Origin of the sequence: Synechococcus sp. PCC 7336 (assembly GCF_000332275.1) — a bacterium.
In the GTDB taxonomy this organism is placed as follows: domain Bacteria; phylum Cyanobacteriota; class Cyanobacteriia; order Thermostichales; family PCC-7336; genus PCC-7336.
Window position 1 is genome coordinate 1,459,046 of record NZ_CM001776.1, and the last position, 21,903, is coordinate 1,480,948.

Sequence of the window (21,903 nt, forward strand, 5' to 3'; positions counted from 1 at the left end):
GTTTATTTTTAATACTTTATTTAATGATTCTTTTGATTTGCATGCGTTTATTTACACTATTTCCGTGAATACACGCATGTGCTGCCGCTAGGCTGCTGTTAACTTTAAACCGTCTCAGGCATTTCATCACGCTCTCATAGTGTTTTCACGGCCCTCACATACATAATGAGGCCACTTTCCGTGCTGCCTGAACGCGAGATAGCTTCTGCCCCGCTCGCTCTGTAATTAGACATTCATCTCTCATGCCTCTATCCGATGCACCTCTGAACGCCGATAGCTCGGCGATCGCCTCTGGCCTCATCCTCGATGACGAACTACCCAGTGGTTCCCTGCTGAAACAGGCCAGTTTGGAAAGTGGTTTGGACCTGTCTAGCTCCAGTTCGAGCGAGCCAGTGGGAGAAGGCGCCCTCGCCACTGAATCGGAAACCCTGTCCCCGCTGGAGGAGCAACCATTCGAGCCGGAGGAACCCAGCTCGCTATTTCCATCTCAGTCCTCATTTCCATCCTCGTCTGGGAGCGGCGGCACGGGCTCGTCGACCGACCAACAGCAACGACTGCTGGAGGAAGCCGCGAACTCGTTCGACTTGCTTACGGGCAGCGAGACAAACTCACAACTGTTGGGGACAGCCACAGAGGCTGACCTGCTGGTAACGAGTAGTAGCTTATCGACTCTGACAGCAGAGACCGCAACAGCCCCCGCCTTTGCAGTGGTGGCGGAAGGCCGAGTCACGATTAATGGAGGTGGAGATTTTGACGGCAATCCGCTCGATCTCTCGGACGATGCCCGCATCTATGCCGGGGATGGATTCGCCTTTAACCAACCCCCCATCCTGCCGGTGCAGTTGGATAGCCAGGGCAATCCCGTCCTCGATGCCTCCGGTCAGCCAGTTCTAGTCGAGAATGCCGTGGTGGTGGCAGCGGGATTTTCCGTGGCAAGCGCCCCTGATAATCCCTATGCCAACTTGCTGCCTCCCCAGGAGGTCGCCCCGCTAACGGTTGAGGTGCCTGCGTTTGCCGATATCCGAGCCAACGAACTGGCTCTGCGCTTGCCAGAGGGCACTCCAGAAATCGCCTTCAATCCCAATCAATCCCCCATCAATACAGTAGAAGAGTTTGAAGCCAATTTCCCCGCTGGCGGGACGCTGGAGAATCCGGCTTTCATTCGCGTTGCCAATGGCAGTCTGACCATTCCCGATGGAGTTTCCATCAGCAATGCCGTCATCGTGGTAGAAAGTGGCTCGATTACCTTCAACGGCAGCAATCAGACCCTCGATAATGTCGTACTGCTGTCAGAGCAGCGGACGGTCAATCTCGGCAATGCTCAACTCAATAACAGCTCGGTCCTAGCGGCCAATAATATTCGCACGGGTAGTGGGTCTCGCTTTAGCGGACAGACGTTACTGGCCAATGGCAATGCCAATAGTATTCTCAATTTTAATGGGGCCACCGCGTCCATAAATGCGGATGATTTCCTGAGCGTCGTGGCTCAGGGCCGACTAACCTTCAATGGGGTGGTAGATACTCGCGCTCAGTTAGTGGCGGGGGGGAATGTCTCGTTTAACAGCCCCTCGATGTTGGTGGGGTCGATATTGACTCGGGGCAATCTCACCTTTAATCAAAGCATCGAGGTGAGTGTCGAGCCTGCGAGCACTCCCCCACCCGACACAACTGCACCGATAGTAACCCTAGAGCTAGCAAACGATACTGGGGTGGATAACAGCGATACGATCTCAAACGACCCAACCATTGTGGTTCAGGCAACAGACGATCTAGGTATTACTTCGTTAGAAGCTAGATTTTCTAGTAGCAGCGATCCTGACTTTGTCGACATCAGCACAGCTCTTACTGCTGATAGTATTCAGCTAGACTTAGATCTCTTGGAATCGATAAATGGAGACGAACTAGTTGACGGTACTCTTACCCTTGAATTGCAGGCTAGTGACGCGGCTGGGAACAGCAGCACGACAGAATTTTCCTTTACCCTCGATCGACTTGCTCCAACAATTGGAGTTTATAACCCCTCAGGTAGTGCAAATACATTTATTGATATCTTCTTCAATGAAGTAGTAACATCTGAAAACTTCAATCTGGAGGATATTGTACTCAATCAACTTGTCTTTACACCAGACTCGTCAGTTCAACAGATAGAAATCACCTCAATTGAACAACTGGGAGAGGCTCAGTTTAGAATTAACTTATCAGAAGCTATTCCTCCAGATCTATATCAACTAGAAATCGCACCAGGAGTGATGGACATTGCTGGAAATATCACTGAAACTGCAACTGGCTTTGTTTTTGAGTCGAATGCTGGACTTGTAGAGATATTCCCATTCGATGGTGAGGAATTTGTAAATCCTAGCCGCGAGATTATTGTTCGTTTCAATCAGGAAGTAGATCCCAGCACTGTTAACGAAGATTCTTTTTTCTTGATAGCAAATGGAGAAAAAATCCCTGGCAATATTGTCGTCTCTAGTACAGGTATATTTGCTACATTCTTTAGTGATGGCCTCTTGCCAGCATCAACTCAAATCAGAGTCATTGTCGATGGGGACAAGATAGAAACACAGTCCGGAGAACTTTTAGATGCTAATAATACAGGCGATCCAGGAGGTATTCTTTCAGCAGATTTCCAGACATTATCTTTAACTTCCATTGAGGGAACAGATATTGTTGGATATGTCTTGGATTCCAACAATCAGAATCCTGATGGATCCGACATACCAATCATTGGTGCAACAATTACCGTTGATGGCTTGCCAGGATTGGTAGCAACTACAGATGAATCTGGATTCTTCCGTCTTGAGGATGTCCCCGCACCAGCAACCTTCATACAAATTGATGGCAGTACAGCAACCAATACTCCAGCAGGAACCTTCTATGCAACAGTTACAGAGTTTATCGAAACACTGCCAGGTCAAGAAGTGCAGTTAAGTAGAGAAGGTGAACCCTTTGATATTTTCTTGCCATTAATTAGCGAGGGAGATATTCAAAATCTCTCGCTTACAGAAACAACAAATGTTGGATTTGGTTCCGCTGCTACTGCCGAACTCATCCAATTATTCCCCGAAGTGGATCCGTCCATTTGGGAGCTCACCCAAGTTGAATTTGCTCCTGGATCTGCTCGGGACGATGCTGGCAATATTGCTGTCGAAGCATTAATTGTACCTGTATCTCCAGACCGCTTACCTGCCCCACTTCCTCCGGGAATAGATCCCCAACTGGTCATTTCTATCCAAGCAGGAGGGCCTCAAGGATTTTCCGTAGCCGGTGGTGCAACCAACTTCGATACTCCAGCACCAATTACATTCCCTAACTTGGAAGGATTGGAAGCAGGCGAGAAAAGTCTCATCTATTCGTTTAACCACGACGCAGGACGCTTCGATGTGATAGGCACAGGTACGGTCAGTGCCGATGGTAGAACAATCACGTCCGATCCCGGAGTAGGAATACTAGCGCCAGGTTGGCACTTTGCCATTAGTGGAACAACAAATCGATTTGTTATTGGCTTTAATCCTCCCGATCCAACAGCATCTGGAAACGAGCTATTATTTGATGATTTTCCAATACAAAATGGGACATTGGCATTAAGCCCTTTTCAGCTAATGACCTTACAAGAGGTCGAGACGGCTTTCCCGACAGTATCAGCACTCAGAGGTTTGCTCTTGAGTGGCTTAGAGCTTGCAGCCAATCCAATATCATTCTTTACTCTTGATTTAATTGGTGGTGAGATTAATGATTTAGCCGAAGAATTTGTGGATAGATTTATTTCAGGGAGTCAGCAAGAATTTGTCCATAATCCAGGAGATTTTCTCTCTGAACAAGTTCGAGATGCAAGAGTTTTTCAAAATGCTGTGGACTCTGTTGTAGATAGATTGAATGAGATTATACAATCTCAAGCAGATCAAGGATTCATTGATGTCAATGATATGACAATAGCGATTGCCGATACTGACATTCCAGAAATTAGTTTTCCATCAGGAAATCTAATAGATTCATTTGCACTAAAAGCCCTAATTGGTGGAACTCAAGGAACTCTTGTATCTATTGAAGACTTCGATGCAGATGCAACTGTTGGCACCAATGCAGCATTTCCGGGGTTTGGTACCTATACAGCAACACTTCGTTTTGAAATTCTAGATACATTTGGTGTAGACGAAACAGACTTATATGAGCCTCCTCGATCTCCAGCGGAAGCCCTATATGCTTTTTGGATTCTACAACATCAAAGGATTGGACCTGCTCCATTCACAAATCGAATTGTCGTTGAAGTCCCAATCACACAGAACTTTGTTGTTCCTGCTGGATTTGAAGAAATAATCATAGAAATTGACTCTGGCTCATCTTCTGCTTCACCACCTCCCAATACACAACTACCTACTACCTCCTCAGAAATATCTCAGACTGAGGATCCCTCTCTTGCACTTTCCAGTGATGAAAGTATGGAGATTATAGAACCAGAATTCTCAACGGTCGCAGGTTTTGGAGATAATCATCAAGTATTTTTCAGGTACGTAATTGAAGGTGACTTAGAGGTATTTGGAAGTATAAATCCTGATGAAACACTATCTAACTTTACTTTAGGTCCCGACCAAGATTTTATTGCTAGTTTTTATCAGCCTTCAACCAATAGAAGCACTCAACTCACAAGTGTGACTAACTTGAGTGGGGTTCCGACATTCTTTTCTAATTCTCCTGTCGGTATCGGCGAGGCAGACTCAATTGTAGATTTGAATACGTTTGGAGGGCTAGATGAAGATGGGGACGGTATACCTGATTTTGGAGAATTTGTGTTGGGTACAGATCCAAACAACATCGATAGCGATGGAGATGGCATTAGCGATGCGGCTGAATTAGAGCAGGGATTAGATCCCCTTGACGATCGAGCCTTTTCCACTGGCATTATTGCCAGCCTTCCTCTACTTGGAGAGGCAAATGCAATTGTTGTTGAAGGTTCAACCGAGGTCGCTGGTGGTCAGACAGCTTACATCGCCACAGGCTCCCACGGTTTAGCCATAGTTGATGCATCCCAGTTCGATACCCCCATTATCTTGGGTCAACTAAACCTCGGAGGTGATGCTACAGATGTTGGGATTGATTCAGACTTACAAATTGCTGCTGTAGCCACCAATGATGGAGGCTTACAGCTAATTGATGTCTCCGATCCCGTCATTCCTGTAGGGATACAGACTCTAAATTTATCCGCTAGCCTTGTCGAAGTGAATGATGGAGTTGCCTATGCAACAGTTGGTAATTCCTTAGTCTCTGTTGATGTATTCTCAGGAGAAATTCTACAGACTCTTAGTCTATCAGGCAGTGGTTCTATCACAGGCATTGCTCGGGAAAGAGACAAATTATATGCCTATCTCAGTGGATCTGACCTATTCACTATTATCGATATTTCTACTGAAGGAAATGCATTTGTCGAAGGTCAAGTAGGTGTTAGCATAGCTTCATTTCAGGTAGGTGTTTTTGTTGCTAACGGAATCACATATTTAGCAGGAAGTGGACTTCATACAGTTGATGTTTCAAATCCTCAAAATCCTGTATTGATTAGTGCTGCAGACTCTCCATTTGTTGCCCAAAATGTTGCTTTGAATGGCTCTGGAATTGCACTTACAGCTTCTGCAAGTCAAGGGGTTGGTATATTTGATATCACCGATCCTACCAACACAAATAATACTCTTTTCAGCGTAGATACTCCTGGCTCGGTTAATGACTTGGCTATAGCCTCAGGTATTGCTTACATCGCCGATGGTACAGATGGATTACAAGTAATCAATTACCTCCCCTTTGACAATCAAGGAGTTGCTCCTACTGTAGCCCTTGACGTGTCTACCTTTGATTTTGCATTTAATGGCACTGCCTTTGAAGTCATAGAAGGTAGTACTATTCCTGTTAAAATAGATACAGCAGATGATGTTCAGATTCGCAATGTTGAAGTGCTAATCAATGGTGAAATAGTACAGAATGATGTTTCATTCCCATTTAATGAGTCGGTAATTGCACCTAGAATTACTGAGGCTAGCGGTGAGTTCATACTTGAAGTTCGTGCCACCGATACGGGCGGCAATATAGCTCTATCTGCTCCAGTCGTTTTTCAGCTTCTTGAAGATACTACACAGCTAGAGCTATTGGATCTCATTACACCTGACGGTACTGTAGAAAGAGTAGGTCCTACGACTATTCAACTCAAGTTTTCAGAGCCAATTGATGCCGCAACTATAGGACCTTCATCAATTCAACTTATTGATGAACAGGGTAATATTGTGTCGCCCTCCGATCTTCAGTTGAGAAGTGACGATCGATTAATACGGCTCACATTCACTCCGCTGTTAGCTGGAAATTATCAACTGCTCATCAATGCTCCAGATATAACCGACCGTGCTGGTAATCCTTTAGGAGATAATCAAATAGCTGAGATATTTCAGATATTGGTCGATACATTCTCTCCTGAGATCGATAATATATTTCCATCTGATGGCGAAATCATCCCATCTCTAGATACAATAGTTGTTGAATTCTCTGAGGATTTAGATCCTACAACTGTCACTACATCTACATTTCAGTTGTTTGATTCTGCCGGGACTTTAATCGATCCTATATCTTTTGAGCTAAGAGATTCTAATCAAGTATTGCTACTATCTTTTGAAGACTTATTCGACGATGAATATCAACTAATAATTGATGCCCCTGAGGTTACCGACTCTTTTGGCAATACTTTGGATGATGAAGAGGTTGTGACAGCATTCTTAATCGGTGATTTTAGTGGATATTATGACAGCTTTGATTAAGAATGTCTCATGCTTATTCATGCTTTGGAAGAAGGGGAAAAAGAGCTTTTCTCCTGACTCCAATCTTATCTTTAATTACTCTCTGTTTACTACAGTCTTTCTAGTTAAGAACGAACAGCCTAGTGCTGAACGGATAAGGGCTGCATCAGCTAATCTAGTCTCACCCCTAACCAGATCGACCATAGACTTTCGACATACTTATTTTCTTTAGTTCTCAAGATAGAGCCCACATCAAATATATCCCATTTACGAATCGACCCTTAAGATTACGTTCCGTAGTCTAAATTCAATTGAAGTCAACTCTATATATCCTCAGACAAAGGTCTTCTGAGTCATGGCCTTCTCAAGTCACTTGAGTATGTATTATAATTTTAGAGGAAAGTTATGGGCACCTCGATTAATTCAAACTTGTTGAGAATAAGGTCGAGTTATTGAGAATGCTCAACGAGTTTTCAATGGTTTCAGCCTCTGACTTTTTGGCGAAAGCAATTTTTCGAGGTTCCCTTATGTTTTCAAGGTGAAACTTAAACTTCAAGCTGGTTTCTTGGAGGGACACTATTGTTGTGATTATTGATTCATCTTTATGGTGTTTCCTAGACTATTTATTCGTTTTATCCACAATATGTAATGCGGTAGTGAGGAGCCTTTTCTGATGAGAGCCAGACTCGTAAAATGGCTTCTATACTCGGTTGTAACAGGCGTAACGGTTTTTATACTGTTTGTCGGCCTGGCTTCCTTCTTTCTTCATCAGCAGAGTACTTTACGGATTTTTCCGCATGTAACAAGGATCTTAGAGTTCCCTCTGGAAGCTTCTGTTGGAGAAGTATATGCCTTCGATCCTAATCCTCCAAATTTTAGTTCAAGGCCAAGCCGCATATTCTTAAATGATGCCGTTGGTACTCAAGAACTTTCTTTCCCTGAAGGGTGGTTTTTAGAACTCATTATTAATGATAATGCCTCTCATGATTTATCATTCCTACGTACATTGGATGCAGACTTGATTGCTACAATTTCTCTTTCTGGGACATCTGTTAGAGACGAGTCTCTTTCCAATCTAAGTCATTTAGTAGATTTACAGGTAATTAAATTAGATACTACTCCAATTACAGGAGCAGGGTTGATCTACTTTAGCGATCTTCCTAAATTGATATTTATTTCTCTTTATAATTCCCAGATTCAGGATTCTGAGCTCATCCATCTTGAATCTTTGCCTGGCCTTAGGTTTCTTTACTTAAACAATACAGATATTTCTGATTTAGGTCTTACTCATGTAGGTAAGCTAACTAAGCTAGAAAGATTAGGTCTTCGCAATACTGATATTTCTGATAGAGGTATTGCTGAATTGCAAAATCTGCTTGAGCTTAGAGATCTCGATCTTGGATCGACTAACTTTTCAGATGAAGGAATTATTTATTTGCAGAATATGACTAAGTTGCATACTTTAACCGTAGACTCGGCCAGTATTTCTGAGAGCGGGCGCGAACAAATTGAGCTGTTACCCAGCCTGATTTTGCTTAGACTAAGATGAACTTATTTTTGCCTAATTGATTGCTGTCTTGTACGGATCTCATAGCGTACTGTGTTCTCTCTTCGAACTTACTCAGATGGGATGAACTATCCATTAAAAATGTGTCTTCACTCTTTTATCATTCTTTTCTTGTAGATATATTTTCCCACCAATCTAACATTTCAGAAGCTACTTCATTTGCTCCATTTTTGAACGTAGGTGGCATATCGGAACTTCCAAGTTTCTGAAGTCGCCTGTGGGAATCATTGAGCCATGTCGATGGGTACAGAGTGCATGGAATCTGATAATATGCACATTCCCAGAAAAGATTATAACCGGCAATTCCAGCTAAGTGCTTAATGCTTTTACGCATCGTAGTGATAGGAAAAATTACCTCATGTGAGTAATCTGGATATATATTTCTCAGAAACTGATGATTACGCTTTTCGCTACTAACTATTATATGACTATGATAAGTACGACTAGATGCTGGAGTTTCTAAAACTACAGGCTCAAAATCACCTTTTTGCCCAAGATCAGAGATAGTGAGAATGCGATCGTAAGGAGCAATATCTGGGTTACGGCGGCTAATTTTGCGAATGCAAAGGCAGTTTGTAAAATCTGAAGGCTTATACGGTCTGGCTGATTCCCAGCCATGTTCACAGACTAAAGGCTGATTCGTTTTCAGGCTAGACGTTGCTTTGACATTTTTCATCCAAGGCGGGATGGGTACTTTAGAGGCTGTGTGATAAACATCGAACTGTATTTGAGGTAGGTGAGCAGCTAGTGCTAGTATCCTCGTCCAGTGCCCCCAGCCTGGTGCATTCGCGGCAACCTGAATACTTATTTCTGGCTTATTAGAGCCTTCTACATTTTCTTGATGCATATAGTCTGTAGAATTTAGATGCTCTTTTGTTTACTTGGGGACTTTTCTACTAGGGGTATGGCAACGAACCCGGACAAAAGTGACATATCTCCTGAAATCCCTTCCTAGCATGGATTTCAGGCCACGATAATCTTGAATTTCTACCTAATAGTAGACGAATCTGGCTTTCAAGGCTCATAATCGCGAGCTTTCTACTGGCAATCGACGATAATATTTCACCTTTAAAAGGGATGGATGCCTTCGTAGCTCAAGAATCTAGATTTTATACGGCTTGAGAGTGTTAGATTTAAAACACGTTTGTCAACCTACTGGTAGAAAAGCACTGGCTTTCAAGCCCTGAAATCCTTGCCAGATATAGCTTGTAGGAGATATGTCACTTTTGTCCGGGTTCGTTGCCATACCCCGTCTACAGGCGATTGCCGACCCCAGACTGCGAGAGGATGCTCTCCAGCGTGAGCGGCAGCTGCTCTATGTCAGCTTGACTCGGGCTAGAGACGAGGTGTTTGTCAGTTGGATTGGAGAGCCGAGCCAGTTTTTAGACGATGTGATGACCCCAGCCCAACTGGCTGCAGCATAACCAAGTGGGCTGAATTACGTGGAAGAATCTATGACCCCTCCAGAAGCAGGAACCATAGTGCAGCTGCGATCGCGTCAGTATCTCGTTGAAGACGTCATTGCTCCCCTTGATGAGAACGGCGACACGCAGGTGAGGTTGTCGTGCTTGGATGACGACGCCCAAGGGGAAGCCCTGGAGGTGTTTTGGGAACGGGAGGTCGATGCACTGCGATCGATTACAGTGGCACAACACCTATTCGGGATTGAGAATATCGTTATCGTGCATCACACTCATTGCGGTGCGACCTCGTTTACTGCCGACGGTATCATCGATGCCTACAAGCACGAGCATAATGCGGATATCTCCACTCTCTACGAGCGTGAAAGCGTCTCCATCAGTGACTTTGCGACTTCACTGGAACATGATGTCCGCCTGGTGCGAGAGTCCAACGGTACCCCACAGCATGTCAACATCTACGGCTACCTTTACAACATCGATACCCAGGAGCTGTCGCTGCTTGTAGAAGGCAAAGCACCCCGATCTGACCCGAAATATGGCGGGAAGGCGATCGCAGTTTAAGCCAACACAATACACAGCAATCTTTGGCATATCGGGCAGAGGTGCATTGTGAACCAGCCCGTATGTTTCATCGCAAGTGTCGGGGATGGCAGGTGGACTGCGAGCGCCCGTCGATTTGCCCGAGGAGGTTACCGAGTTTGGCTTCTCTTTGGTGGCTGCTAAACTGCGTCCATGTGGAGACCAAGAGTTTTTGTAGGCAGTCTTTGGAGGGTGAAACCGATATCCCAAAGATAGTGTAGCCGATTTCTAAAAACTATGGTTTTCTAGCTAGACGTGATTGACTAAGAGGTCTGCAGCCAGTTTTATTGATTTACGAACTGCCGGGGGAATTGTTCCCAAAAACAAGCAAGGCTTACTGGGAACGGCAAAGTTTTTGCCTCGGATGTCGATATAGTTTTGATGAAATACTTTCCAGGAAATATCTTGCTTATTTTGATTAGTGGTAATTCCACCATGCACTTGGTGGAACGTCCCTTCTCCTAGAAGGGTAATCAACTCAGTATTGGGGAGTTTGCAAGCACGAACGTAAGTATCTAGATTTACCAGTCCTCCTCCCGGAAGCTCGAATCTCTCCTCAAAGCCATCCAGCTCATTCCACAGGGCTCGGGTCAAAAACAGGGCATTACTTTCTGCGATCGGCATAAACCAACCGTGCTTGCTCGATCCTGCAAATACCGAGATCTCAAACAGACCGTACCCGTTGTCTTGCCAGCGGATGGAGTCCAACAGACGATCTTCCTCTCGTTGGCAATAACCCTGGTCCAGACTTCTCCTCTGAATATCGGGACCGAGATGGAATCCGAGTGTGGAGATGATGGGTCGGTGATGCAAACGAGCCGCAAGCAGGGCATATTTGCACAATCCAGGGGAGGCCATGCGAGCCCCGTCAATCAGGACGCCGATTAGATCGCCACAAGCGTCCTTCAAGCCAACGTTAATGGCTCTTGCCGGAGACACTGTAGGGTTCTCGACTACCCGCAAGCGGACCCCTTGGGGAAAACTGCTAGGGTCTGGTGGAACAATTGAGCCATTGTCAACAACAATAATTTCGATATCCCTTGCCTCGATGCCCTGTTGGTAGGGGGGGGTTAATGAGAGCAAAACTCTTGGCAACTCGCGAGCCATGTTGTAAGACACAACAATTAGAGAAACCTGTGGCTCATTCTCAATAGTCATTTGCATGTCTGGGATTCAGTAACCGCTTCAGTCGCACAGAAAGGTTACGCTGCGAATTTTGCCGTTCTTTAGCAAGAACGTCCAGCAGCTCCTCAATTCTTCCATCTTCAGGAGATAGAGCATCCCCCCGATCGAGAATTGGCAGATCGCACTCATCTAAAGACAGCGATCGGTATTTTCTGACAATTGGATTGTATTTATTGCTCAGAGTGCGATTCTTGGGGTTTAATCCAGCAACCAGCAAAATGCCTGTGGGGGCGGTATCGATAGGGAGCAAAACTAAATCTGGACGAAATTGCTCGAGGCAATAGCGCAATTTCCACACGTCCCCCGTCCATACTCTAGATTGCCTCATCCGTTTGGCCTGCAGGGGATGGTTAGGGTAGATATCATCGATCGCTACTAGCGTGGTTGATGTCGCGTAGCGCTCCACATTGATAAAGTCCCGCAATGCAAATTCAAATAAATGCATTCCATCAATGAAGGCCAAGTCCCAGGCTCGATCCGTCATCGCTTCGGTAGCATCCTCGCGAAAGAACGCGTCGCTTGTCTTTCGGTACAGCACCTGATGTTTGGCGAGACTAAAGTTCAAATCGGGGTCGGGATCGACTGCAATTGAGGGACATGAGGCAAGTGAGAGACTGTTGCCCCGCCTCACTCCAATCTCGAAATAATTTCGGGGCTCGACAATTTTGTGGATGGTGCGGAGGACATCCAGATACGGAACCTTACCCCGAGTCAGTTCCACCGTCGGATCGATACCGCTATCAAACAGGGGCGCGACGGCGGTTTGCTCCGTATATTTATTTCCGGGCAATATTACATTTATCGGAACCGGCGTGGCTGTCTCTCGATGAGCAAATACGCTGACTAAATCGTTCCAGGGGCCACGATCGTCCATCCAGCAGGCATTTAGCTTAATCCCAGCGTACCTGGCAAGTGCCTGCATAGAGTCGGGATAAAACCGGTAGCAATCGACGGGATATCGATGAATGGGACCTGCTGAAGGAACAATAAGGAACATCAGTCCGTCACGCTGCAAGACGCGAGCCATTTCCTCAAATAGTTTCCAGAAAAACTCGACGTGCTCGAACACTTGTCCACTAATGATGATGTCAAACTCAGCATCTTTAAAAGGAAGTTTGTAAGGATTGTCAAGGACGATATCTACTCCAGGAGCTGCTTCTAGATCGACAGCTAAATATTTAAATTTTTCATCCGAGAAAACATCTCTATAGCTGCCATTAACATTAGAACCTCCGATATCTAGAACACTAATGTTAGATTGCAGCAACAGCGTCGAACAGCCTAGAAACTGCTCGTAGCATCTTTGCATATTTTCTAAAGATGAAGCATGCATTAATCGTTAACTCACTGTGCTTTTCGTTTGATAAATCCCTTTGGATTCCAGGTGATAAGAAAAGATTCTTTGTCACGATCGACCTCAAACTCATCGTTTTCTAGGATGAAGGCTTCGATCGCTTCGTACGGTCCCGGATTGGGTCCTACATCTAATCCATGATGGCAAATACTATCTTCAACAATAAAATAGTCCCCAGGCTTAGTAAGAGGACTATAGGTACGCAATACTGCCAAAGTATTTTCAAAGGTATGAGAGCTATCTTCTATAATTAAAACTCTATCTTCAGATGCGATCGCGTTTCTCACTTGGTCGAAACATGCTACCGCATCCCCTTCGAACAATTTAATGCGCGGATGCTGGCGAACCTTATCAGCCACCTTACTTTGATCGATATCGAGAGCAATAATGCGACCGCGAGCGCAGAGGTCGAGCAAGTGAGCCAAAGCCAAGGTACTGCCTCCCCAATTATTACCAACTTCTACAATGACATCGGGCTTCATCTCGTAAATGATTTCCTGATACACCCAGAAATCCATCGGATTTTTCAGAGTTTTAACGCCAAAGTAGGATGTCCTCCGTATTATTCGTCTCTGCAATAAAGGGAGGTATTCCTTAAGCGACATATCTAGGCTGTTTTCAATACCGTCTTTCATAATATAGGATCTTTGGATGTCCTGACTCTAGCGCCTTAATGTCACTCCGATGTCACCTGAAAACCCACTAGCAACTGGAAACAGTCAGCAACAGATCGTAAATCTGATGGGGATTGTCAAACATGGGGGGGTGTCAACGGCAATCGTATAAATCGGTTCTGCTCCAACAAAGCTGCTCACGCAGCAATGATATCACTTGTAATGGATGCAAAAAACACAGAGAAGACCTCTAAGTATTGCAAGTGCCTTAGCCTTGTCGTTCTCCCCTACCATGTGGGATTGGTATATCTTTGAAGGATTGTGACTCTCTACAAGACACCTTGAGGAGATCTACTAGGAGTGAATCTGGGCGATCGCCGCTTCCATGCCCTCCAACGACACCGTTTGCCGAGCTTGCCTTTGATTTTATGACTCCAGTCTATCCGGCGATGCCGCTGGATCGCAGCCAACGATCGCACCATACATTCAAAGTTGAACTAGACCGTAGGTAATCGCATAACGCACCAGCTCGGTCCGACTGTTGGTACCTGTCTTGTTCAGCAATCGAGTCACATATTTTTCGACATTGCGGATGCTGGTTTCCAACTTCCTGGCAATCTCTTTATTCATCAATCCTTCCGAAACCAAATCTAACACTTCCTCTTCTCGGGGAGTCAGTTGAACCTTAATGGGGGGAGGTTCGGGGGTGAACTGAGCGGGTTTCGAGTCTGCTGCCTGTCGTTCGGCCAACAGAGCTTTAATTTCGGCGAGTTCGCGGGCAACGGTGGCGGTGTCGGGGGCAGTGCGGGCTTTTTCCAAGAGGTTTTGGGCGATCGCCACCAACTCGTCTGGCTCGAACGGCTTTGGCAAATAGGCATCCACCCCAGCGTTGTAGCCCTGAATGCGATCTGCTGTCAGCCCTTTGGCCGTCAGGAAAATAAACGGAATCTGCCGATAGGCAGGCTGCTCCCGCACCTGCTTTAAAAACGCATAGCCATCCACACGCGGCATCATCACGTCGGAAATAATCAGTTCGGGGGGATTTTGCTGCAGCTTTTGCAAGGCAATCTGCGCATTGGCTGCTGCCTCTACCGCAAAGCCGCTATCTTCCAAATACGCCTGAACCGCATCCCGCAATCCCGGCTCGTCATCGACTAATAAGATAGTCCCATTCATATCTCGCTCGCCCATTGCTTCTCTAACTTAATTGACGCTTCGACTCAGTTTTGGCATCTCAACCCCTTCGATCGCCCCCCGATCTCGGCAGCCGCACTGAAAACTCAGTCCCCCCCCCCACTTGGCTGCTCGCCGAGATCTCCCCCCCCATTTGCCAGACCAATTGGCGGGCGATCGCCAACCCCAAGCCGTGCCCCGGCTGATGCTCGTCTCCTCGATAGTAGCGATCGAACACCTGTTCCAGATCCGCCTGCGCAATCCCAGACCCCGTATCGCTCACCGTTAAAGCAATCTTATCCCCATCCGCACGAGCAGTCAGGCTCACCCTCCCTCCAGCAGGAGTGTATTTGAAAGCGTTATCCATCAAGTTATCCAACACCTGACGCAAGGCCAGTGCATTTGCAATCAGTTTCAGATCTGCTGAGGAGGAATTCCAATCGGCGATCGCCTCCACGCCGCAATCGACTGCCAACGTTTGGTAGGTGGGCCACAACCCCTGCAGAAATTCGTTCACATCAATCTCGGCTACCGCCTCTGCAGAGACCGCCGTCGCCTCTTTCGCCTCAAAGTCATCCAACAGCGATCGCAGGTGCTGGCACTCTTGCTGAATGCGATCGACAATCCAGCCGTCGGGATCGTCCGGTTGGCTGCGCTTTTCTAACAGCTTGGCAAACGTGGTTAAGGCCGTGAGGGGATTGCGCAACTGGTGCAGCAGCGTCTCGACGCGATCGGTCTCGGTGGATGGCACATTCGACATAGTAGGGGGATGTAGCAATTGGAATAACTAGCGATGCTGCGGTAGGTAGATGGTCAAGGTTTCTCCCTTGTGGGGTCTGTGGCGGACGGTGAAGTGCGCTCCCAGGGCTTCAAACAGGTGTCTCGTCATGGGAATGCTGAGGCTGAGGGCACCGGTATCGGGCTGAATGACCAACCACTGACCCAAGGCTTGCATGGGAGGAGAGCGATCGCCCTCTTCCAGTTCCAATCCCTGACAGTCCACCTCGAACTGCAGCTTGACCTGCTCGCCAGCCGTCACCCCTCGGACGACGATGCGGCTGCCTGCTGGCGCACTGCGGGAGAGGCGATCGATTGTGCCGGTCAGCATGGCATCGAGGGTATTGGGATCGCTGACAACTGCTGGAAAATCCTCCGGCAGGTCGAATTCTAAGCTAGAGCCCCGCCGCTCCACTTGCTGCTGCCAACTGGGCCATTTGCGCTCCAATAATTCCACTAGCGAAGTTGTTTGCAAGTGAACCTTGTCGGGGTTCAGCTCGGTGGCGCGGAAGAATAAGCCGAAGCGATCGATCTGTTCGGTGCATTCCCGCTCGATGCTTTGGACGTGGCGGCGGGCGATGGGAGAGAGATCCTTGCGACGCAGCAGTAGGCGGGTAAGGGTGCGGATGGTGGTGAGGGGGGTCTGCACTTCGTGGGCGATCGCCCGCAGCAGTTCCGATTCGGTCAGGGGGTCTTGAGGTTTGTCCGAACGGCCATTGCTTTGGCCTCGACCTGACGCCGTCTCGGGGGACGAATTTGCCACGGTTCCATTGCTGGTTTGGATCGCGGGGGGCATCAAAAACAACTGCTGTTCGGGATGGCGTTCGGGTAGGGGCAGGCGATCGCGGGCCGACATCACCAGCAGCGAACTAAACCGAGAGATGGCCCGATAGTCTGGCGGCAGCAGCGGATAATCTTCCAGTACCGCATCCCACAGATCGATCGCGTCGGGGCGGACTGCTTGCAGTCGCAGTCGCAGTGCAGCCCACATGCGCCGCAACACCTGTGGCTCGAACGAGAACATGACACCCCCCTCTCCCGTTTCGGGGTGCCTGCCTCGTACGGCGATCGCCCCAAACGCAGGGGCGATCGCGCAAAAGAATTCTTCTGCCTGCATCGGGTCCCGAGGCATGACGGGTACAACAATTTGGCTGGGCTGTGACAAGTTGCCCACCGACAGATTGGAGGTAAATAACCACCGTTGTCCCTGCAAAATTTCGCGATCGCCGCTGGTTGGGGGCCACCAAGCAACGGGAGCACTCGCCCCCACCCCCGCGAGTCCCACATCCATCCAGAGCTGCTGCAGCGCTGCCAACGTCTGTTGCCACGCCCGATCTTCAGACCCCGACAGCCATTCTGGTGCAGGCAGGTTCGACCACATTGTGTCAGCGAGCGAAGGATAAAATCGGCTGCTCACGCAAATACCTCACGGGCTGGCCCACCGCTAGTGTAAACATCGATCTCGCGCGAGTGCGAGGGGATAGCCGCACTGTGGGGGGGGCGATCGCCGTCCGGTTTAGGACGGTTTTGAGGCTAAATTGCGAAACTGGGTGTACTGATTTTCAAATAATAACTTCACCGTACCCGTCGGTCCGTTGCGGTGTTTGACAATCATTAGCTCGGCCAAACCCTTCTCGGTGGTGTTGGGATCGTAATATTCCTCCCGATACAGCATCAACACGAGATCGGCATCCTGCTCGATACTGCCCGATTCGCGCAAATCCGACAGTTGCGGTCGTTTGTCCGAGCGCGATTCTACCGCTCGACTCAACTGGGACAGCACCACGACCGGGGCATTGAGTTCTTTCGCCAGTGCCTTGAGACCGCGCGTAATCCGGGCCAGCTCCAAGACGCGGTTATCCGATCCGGAGCCCTCCATCAACTGCAAGTAATCCAGCAGAATCATGCCCAACGCGCCCCCTTGCTCTGCCTGGAGGCGGCGGGCTTTAGAGCGAATCTCGGTGACCGTAGAGTTGGCGGTATCGTCAATGAAAATGGGCAATTCGGATAGGTGTCCGATCGCCTGACTGAGCCGCTGCCATTCGTGCTCGCTAATGCGTCCCGAGCGCAGGCGGTGGCTCTCGATTTTGGCTTCGCTGGAGAGCATCCGCTGCACCAACTGCTCCCGCGACATCTCCAAACTAAACACCGCGATTGGCAGTTTGGACTGAGCCGCGACATTGTGGGCGATGTTGAGACAAATGGCCGTGTTGTGAACGCAGATGTCGTTGGCGACGAAATTATGGGTGTCGGGAATCGTCAGGTCGTAAACCTGTTTGTAACCAGTCGCTTCGATGCTGACGATTTCATCCCAGTAAATCTCATCGTTCGTCGCCAGCAAATCCTGATGAGTTTGACGGTGCCGCTCGGACAAAGCTTGCCGTACCTCGTCTAGCGCAGCTTCTTGCCCGAAGATGCCAATTCGATCTGCGAAGGTACGGATGGACTGGGCTTCGGTAATCTCCAATTGCCAAGTGGGGCGGCGATCGCCCCGGTCGTTCCCCCAGCACTGTTGCAATCGGGCAATCACCCCAAATCGCAAGAGGAGATGCTGCAGTTGTCTAGCGAGGCGTTCGCTCGCCGACGCATATCCCAGTTGAGGCCGACCGCTGGCTGAAACTACAGCCCAACCTTGGCTGGCAAACATGCGATTGAGGAATAACGCGAGTTGTTGCCGCTCTAAGCGAAACACCCCTGCGGGCAAGCATTGCTCGGCAGCCCCTTTGCCCCACAGTCCTAACTCTTGCAGCCACAACATGAGTGCGATCGCGGATTGGCCCCCATCCCCTAACCCCTTCCCCCAATCTTGGGGGAAGGGGAACTGGACGAAACCTAGAGGTTCCTGGCTGTTACTCCCCTCTCCCAAACTTACGGCTGACGCCACGCTTCGCGAGGGGAGAGGGGCTGGGGGTGAGGGCCATTCGGCGTCACCAAAGCCATCGGCCAATGGCTGACTTCTTGCGAGTAGTAACTCTCGCTCGCCAAAGTCCTCCAGCTTGACACCCAACCCAGCAAACTCAGCCGCCGCTCCTGCAAACTCAGCCCGCAAAACTGGATTGCTGTGGACAAACTCGGGCGCTGCTTGTGTCAGACAGCTATCTCCAATCGTATAGGCCAGCAGTTTGACAGCACAGTCTCGCCAGTGCTCTCGACCGAACAGATCGATCTTGCGGGGAACGGCAATGCGATCGCCCACTTGCAACTCCCCTAGCGATCGCCATCCCTGCAGCGTCAAAAAGGGATGGACGAGCGTGGTTTCTACCGCCCGCCCCAGCCGCGTCGTCACCCGAAATACTGGCTTGAGACCATCGTTTACAAACGCCGACGGCTGCGCGAGGCCAAACCGTCCATCGCGCTTGAGAGTCAACAAATCCGCTGCCCCTCGCCGATAAATTTGGGCAATGGTGACAATGCTGCCATCTGCCAGCACTAGCTCGCTCTCCGCCGCCAAACATTTCCCCATCGACGGACGACCCGCCACAATAATCAGATCCGATCGCTGCAGTCCTTGAGTTTTACTGTCTAGGTCGTAGAACCCCGTAGGCAGGCCGGGAAGAGAATCATCCCGCTCGGCTTTTTCTTCTAACTGAGCGAAGATATTGAGCAGGATATCCGAGGCCGGAACGAGGGCTCTTTGCACGCGATCCTGCGTGACTTCAAACATTTCCTGCTCGATCCGATCCATCACCTGCGGCACTTCCATGCTGGTGTCGTAGGCTAAGCTAGCCGCTGCATTGCTAGCCCGCAGGAGCTGGCGGCGAATGTATTTATCAACCACCAACTTGGCATATTGGTCGATGTTGATGCTGCTGGGGGTTTGTTCCACCAACTGCCGCAGCACCGCCGTACCGCCCACCCGATCCAACAGCTCGCGATCGGCCAGCCAAGCCGAAACGCTCATCAGATCGGTGGGACGACCCTGAGCCGCCAATAGCATGGCAGCCCGATAGATCTCCTGGTGAGCCGTGAGATAAAATGCCTCCGGCTTGAGCACCTCTGAAACCCGCGCTAACGCATCCGGGTCGAGCAAGATGCCACCGAGAATCTCAGTTTCAGCCTCAATATTCTGGGGCGGCAGGCGATCGCCCGCAGCCCCCAGTTCGAAATCATTAGCCACAGTAACGACGGACTAGCGCGAGAAACGACCTAAGCTGCAGTGACCTGCAGTCGAATCGTAGCAGTCACTTCGGGGTGCAGCTTGATTTCTACGGAATAATCCCCGAGTTGCTTGATCTCGTCAACAGAGATGTTGCGGCGATCGACCTCTTGACCACTGCCTTGAAGAATAGCATCCGCAATGTTTTGGTGGGTCACCGCGCCAAAAATGGCATCCCCTTCACCCGCTTTAACCTTGACGGCAAAGTTGTTAATCATCTCCAGAGCAGTCTTCTTGCTCTCAGCCAGTTGTCTCTCTTCCAGCTTGCGCTGTGCCTCTTGTGCCTTGCGCAGTTCAATCGTCTTGAAGACGCCGGGAGTGATGCGCTCGGCCAAACCATTTGGGAACAGATAGTTGCGCGCATAACCGGCGGCAACGCCTACAACTTCGCCCGCCTTACCCAGCTTGGCAACCTCTTGCCGGAGGACCACCTGCACGTTTTTCTTCGCCATAATGCTGTTGCCGTAAATTTTTCCCAGGCTTACCAGTATAAAGGATTTGGTGGAGCAAATTCCCCCATCGCCTAGACGATCGGACAACTGAGATCCTGTAGCCGCTCTGTTAACCTGAGATTCTCGCCGTAGTCAATTGGGCAGTCAATCACAACGGGGCGATCGCACTGCATCGCTTTGCGCAAGAGATCGGGAAAGTCTTCCGTCCGTTCCAGTCGGAACCCCTCTGCTCCAAAGCTATGGGCAAGAGCAACAAAATTGGGGTTCTGGAAATCCACTCCCGTGGCAGCCCCAAACTTATTCTGCTGCTTCCAGCGAATCAGACCGTAACCGTTGTCGTCAAACACAATAATGACGATCGCCAGCTTGAGACGAACGGCAGTTTCCAACTCCTGTACGTTCATCATGAAGCCGCCATCGCCGCAGACTGCCACGATGTTCCTCTCGGGATGGACCAACTTGGCAGCGATCGCAGCGGGCAGGGCAAACCCCATCGCGGCAAACCCATTCGAGATCAACACCGTATTGGGTCGGTAGGCCGGGAACATCCGCGCCACCCAGACTTTATTGGCTCCCACATCCGAAATTGCAATATCTTCGGGGGCTAGGGCTTGCCGCAGCTCGTACAGCGCTTTTTGGGGCTTGATGGGATAGCTGATATCGTCCTTCGTCAGCAGGTATTCGTGCAGAATGCGATCCTGCAACTCCTTGTAGCGCTTGAAGTCTTTCGGCTGAAACACCATCCCGGCCAAGCGGGAAACAATGCGTTCCACATTGCCGACAATTTCCACTGCAGGCACGTAGTTGCGATCTACCTCGGCTGGCGTCGCACCGATATGAATTATGGTCTTAACTCGATCGCGATTCCAATATTCGGGACCGTATTCCACATAGTCGTAGCCAATGGCAACCACCACATCGCTGCCATCCATACCGCAGGCCACGTGATCGCGCGCCTGCAACCCAATCGTGTAGAGACTGTTGGGATGCTGCAGGCTGAGCGCCCCCTTAGCCATGAAGGTGTTAACCACCGGCACGTTTAAGGTTTCAGCCAACTGCTGTACTGCGACGGATGCCCGCGCCCGAATGACGCCGTTGCCCACCAAAATAATCGGGGATTGGGCTTGCTCGATGATTTCGGCGGCCTGTTGCAGGAGTTCTTGGGGGGCGATCGCACTCTCGCGACTGGACTGGGGGGTATGGGGCAGGGGCAACTCCGGGTATCCCTCGGCAATGGGCATCGCTGCAACATTTTCCGGTAGCTCGATATGAGTGGCTCCGGGGGGTTCGGCTTCTGCTAATTTAAAGGCTTTGCGCACTACTTCGGGGACGGGCTCGGGAGAACTGATGCGGGCGGTCCATTTGGTGAAAGGACGAAAGACGGAGTTGATGTCAATATATTGGTGAAAATCTTGGTGAACGCGGCGCAAGTCTGCTTGACCGGTGATGGCGACCAAGGGGGCGCGATCGAGGTTGGCGTCGGCAATCCCCGTAATCAAATTGGTGGCCCCCGGTCCCAAGGTGGCCAGACAGACCCCCGCTTTGCCAGTCAGACGCCCGTAGGCATCGGCCATAAACGCAGCCCCCTGTTCGTGCCGCACCGACACGAACTGAATGTCAGACTGACGCAAAGCATCATTAATGTCTAACGTTTCTTCGCCCGGTAAGCCAAAGACATATTGCACTCCCTCATTTTCCAGGCAGCGAATCAACAAATCTGCAACGCGCATGAGAAATACCCGCATCGGTATCGATCCCCCTACTACCGAGTGTGACACACCGATTGAGGCGAACAATTTATCGCTTAACCAAGCTCAATCATTCATCGCAATTGCAAGCACTGGTGCCAAACCCG

The 21,903-nt window shown here is 49.3% G+C and carries 14 protein-coding genes; 4 read left to right on the forward strand and 10 right to left on the reverse strand.

The genetic code is table 11. The features are described 5' to 3' along the window. The first annotated feature begins 242 nt into the window (after positions 1-242). Positions 243-6,791, forward strand: coding sequence for an Ig-like domain-containing protein (locus SYN7336_RS24850; RefSeq protein ID WP_017325237.1), 6,549 nt, complete (start codon positions 243-245; stop codon positions 6,789-6,791). A 652-nt stretch (positions 6,792-7,443) separates the two neighbouring features. Continuing rightward, positions 7,444-8,319 carry a hypothetical protein gene (locus tag SYN7336_RS07105; RefSeq protein ID WP_017325238.1) on the forward strand — a complete coding sequence of 292 codons (876 nt, stop codon included), beginning with the start codon at positions 7,444-7,446 and terminating at the stop codon, positions 8,317-8,319. 118 nt (positions 8,320-8,437) lie between these two features. Here the strand turns inward: SYN7336_RS07105 and SYN7336_RS30655 are convergent, their stop codons facing one another. Continuing rightward, positions 8,438-9,184 (reverse strand): hypothetical protein, encoded by a 747-nt coding sequence (locus tag SYN7336_RS30655; protein WP_156820064.1) that lies wholly within the window; start codon positions 9,182-9,184, stop codon positions 8,438-8,440. A gap of 370 nt (positions 9,185-9,554) precedes the next feature. Between SYN7336_RS30655 and SYN7336_RS07115 the strand changes: the two genes are divergently transcribed. Both SYN7336_RS07115 and SYN7336_RS24855 read left to right on the forward strand, forming a co-directional pair. After that, positions 9,555-9,761: a 3'-5' exonuclease gene (locus SYN7336_RS07115; protein ID WP_017325240.1), complete on the forward strand. Its 207-nt coding sequence runs from the start codon at positions 9,555-9,557 to the stop codon at positions 9,759-9,761. Between the two features lie 30 nt (positions 9,762-9,791). Further along, positions 9,792-10,319 (forward strand): hypothetical protein, encoded by a 528-nt coding sequence (locus tag SYN7336_RS24855; protein ID WP_017325241.1) that lies wholly within the window; start codon positions 9,792-9,794, stop codon positions 10,317-10,319. A 267-nt stretch (positions 10,320-10,586) separates the two neighbouring features. Here SYN7336_RS24855 and SYN7336_RS24860 read toward each other — a convergent pair whose 3' ends face one another. From SYN7336_RS24860 to SYN7336_RS07170, 9 genes are all read right to left on the reverse strand, one after another. Continuing rightward, complete coding sequence (locus SYN7336_RS24860) at positions 10,587-11,495, reverse strand: glycosyltransferase family 2 protein (protein WP_162139090.1); 909 nt, start codon at positions 11,493-11,495, stop codon at positions 10,587-10,589. Next, positions 11,485-12,789, reverse strand: coding sequence for a methyltransferase domain-containing protein (locus SYN7336_RS07135; RefSeq protein ID WP_162139091.1), 1,305 nt, complete (start codon positions 12,787-12,789; stop codon positions 11,485-11,487). Before SYN7336_RS07135 ends, SYN7336_RS24860 begins: the two co-directional genes overlap by 11 nt. 77 nt (positions 12,790-12,866) lie before the next feature. Continuing rightward, a complete protein-coding gene (locus SYN7336_RS07140) occupies positions 12,867-13,511 on the reverse strand; it encodes a CmcI family methyltransferase (protein ID WP_026100781.1) in 645 nt (214 codons plus the stop codon). A gap of 465 nt (positions 13,512-13,976) precedes the next feature. Next, on the reverse strand, positions 13,977-14,666 hold the full coding sequence (locus tag SYN7336_RS07145; RefSeq protein ID WP_026100782.1) for a response regulator transcription factor: 690 nt from the start codon (positions 14,664-14,666) through the stop codon (positions 13,977-13,979). Positions 14,667-14,724: 58 nt separating this feature from the next. Beyond that, complete coding sequence (locus SYN7336_RS24865) at positions 14,725-15,423, reverse strand: HAMP domain-containing sensor histidine kinase (RefSeq protein ID WP_017325247.1); 699 nt, start codon at positions 15,421-15,423, stop codon at positions 14,725-14,727. 27 nt (positions 15,424-15,450) lie between these two features. Continuing rightward, complete coding sequence (locus SYN7336_RS07155; RefSeq protein ID WP_026100783.1) at positions 15,451-16,857, reverse strand: histidine kinase dimerization/phospho-acceptor domain-containing protein; 1,407 nt, start codon at positions 16,855-16,857, stop codon at positions 15,451-15,453. Positions 16,858-16,956: 99 nt separating this feature from the next. Beyond that, the gene (gene dnaB / locus SYN7336_RS07160) at positions 16,957-19,557 is read right to left on the reverse strand and encodes a replicative DNA helicase (protein ID WP_017325249.1); all 2,601 of its coding nucleotides are present in this window, start codon (positions 19,555-19,557) and stop codon (positions 16,957-16,959) included. 29 nt (positions 19,558-19,586) lie between these two features. Further along, positions 19,587-20,048: a 50S ribosomal protein L9 gene (rplI, locus tag SYN7336_RS07165; RefSeq protein WP_026100784.1), complete on the reverse strand. Its 462-nt coding sequence runs from the start codon at positions 20,046-20,048 to the stop codon at positions 19,587-19,589. Positions 20,049-20,119: 71 nt separating this feature from the next. Continuing rightward, on the reverse strand, positions 20,120-21,793 hold the full coding sequence (locus tag SYN7336_RS07170) for an acetolactate synthase large subunit (protein ID WP_017325251.1): 1,674 nt from the start codon (positions 21,791-21,793) through the stop codon (positions 20,120-20,122). Between the last annotated feature and the right edge of the window lie 110 nt (positions 21,794-21,903).

Bases quoted from the DNA above. Each gene is read 5' to 3' on its own strand.
- SYN7336_RS24850 (WP_017325237.1), top strand. From the start codon at position 243: ATGCCTCTATCCGATGCACCTCTGAACGCCGATAGCTCGGCGATCGCC.
- SYN7336_RS07105 (WP_017325238.1), top strand. From the start codon at position 7,444: ATGAGAGCCAGACTCGTAAAATGGCTTCTATACTCGGTTGTAACAGGC.
- SYN7336_RS30655 (WP_156820064.1), bottom strand. From the start codon at position 9,184: ATGCATCAAGAAAATGTAGAAGGCTCTAATAAGCCAGAAATAAGTATT.
- SYN7336_RS07115 (WP_017325240.1), top strand. From the start codon at position 9,555: ATGTCACTTTTGTCCGGGTTCGTTGCCATACCCCGTCTACAGGCGATT.
- SYN7336_RS24855 (WP_017325241.1), top strand. From the start codon at position 9,792: ATGACCCCTCCAGAAGCAGGAACCATAGTGCAGCTGCGATCGCGTCAG.
- SYN7336_RS24860 (WP_162139090.1), bottom strand. From the start codon at position 11,495: ATGACTATTGAGAATGAGCCACAGGTTTCTCTAATTGTTGTGTCTTAC.
- SYN7336_RS07140 (WP_026100781.1), bottom strand. From the start codon at position 13,511: ATGAAAGACGGTATTGAAAACAGCCTAGATATGTCGCTTAAGGAATAC.
- SYN7336_RS07145 (WP_026100782.1), bottom strand. From the start codon at position 14,666: ATGAATGGGACTATCTTATTAGTCGATGACGAGCCGGGATTGCGGGAT.
- SYN7336_RS24865 (WP_017325247.1), bottom strand. From the start codon at position 15,423: ATGTCGAATGTGCCATCCACCGAGACCGATCGCGTCGAGACGCTGCTG.
- rplI (WP_026100784.1), bottom strand. From the start codon at position 20,048: ATGGCGAAGAAAAACGTGCAGGTGGTCCTCCGGCAAGAGGTTGCCAAG.
- SYN7336_RS07170 (WP_017325251.1), bottom strand. From the start codon at position 21,793: ATGCGGGTATTTCTCATGCGCGTTGCAGATTTGTTGATTCGCTGCCTG.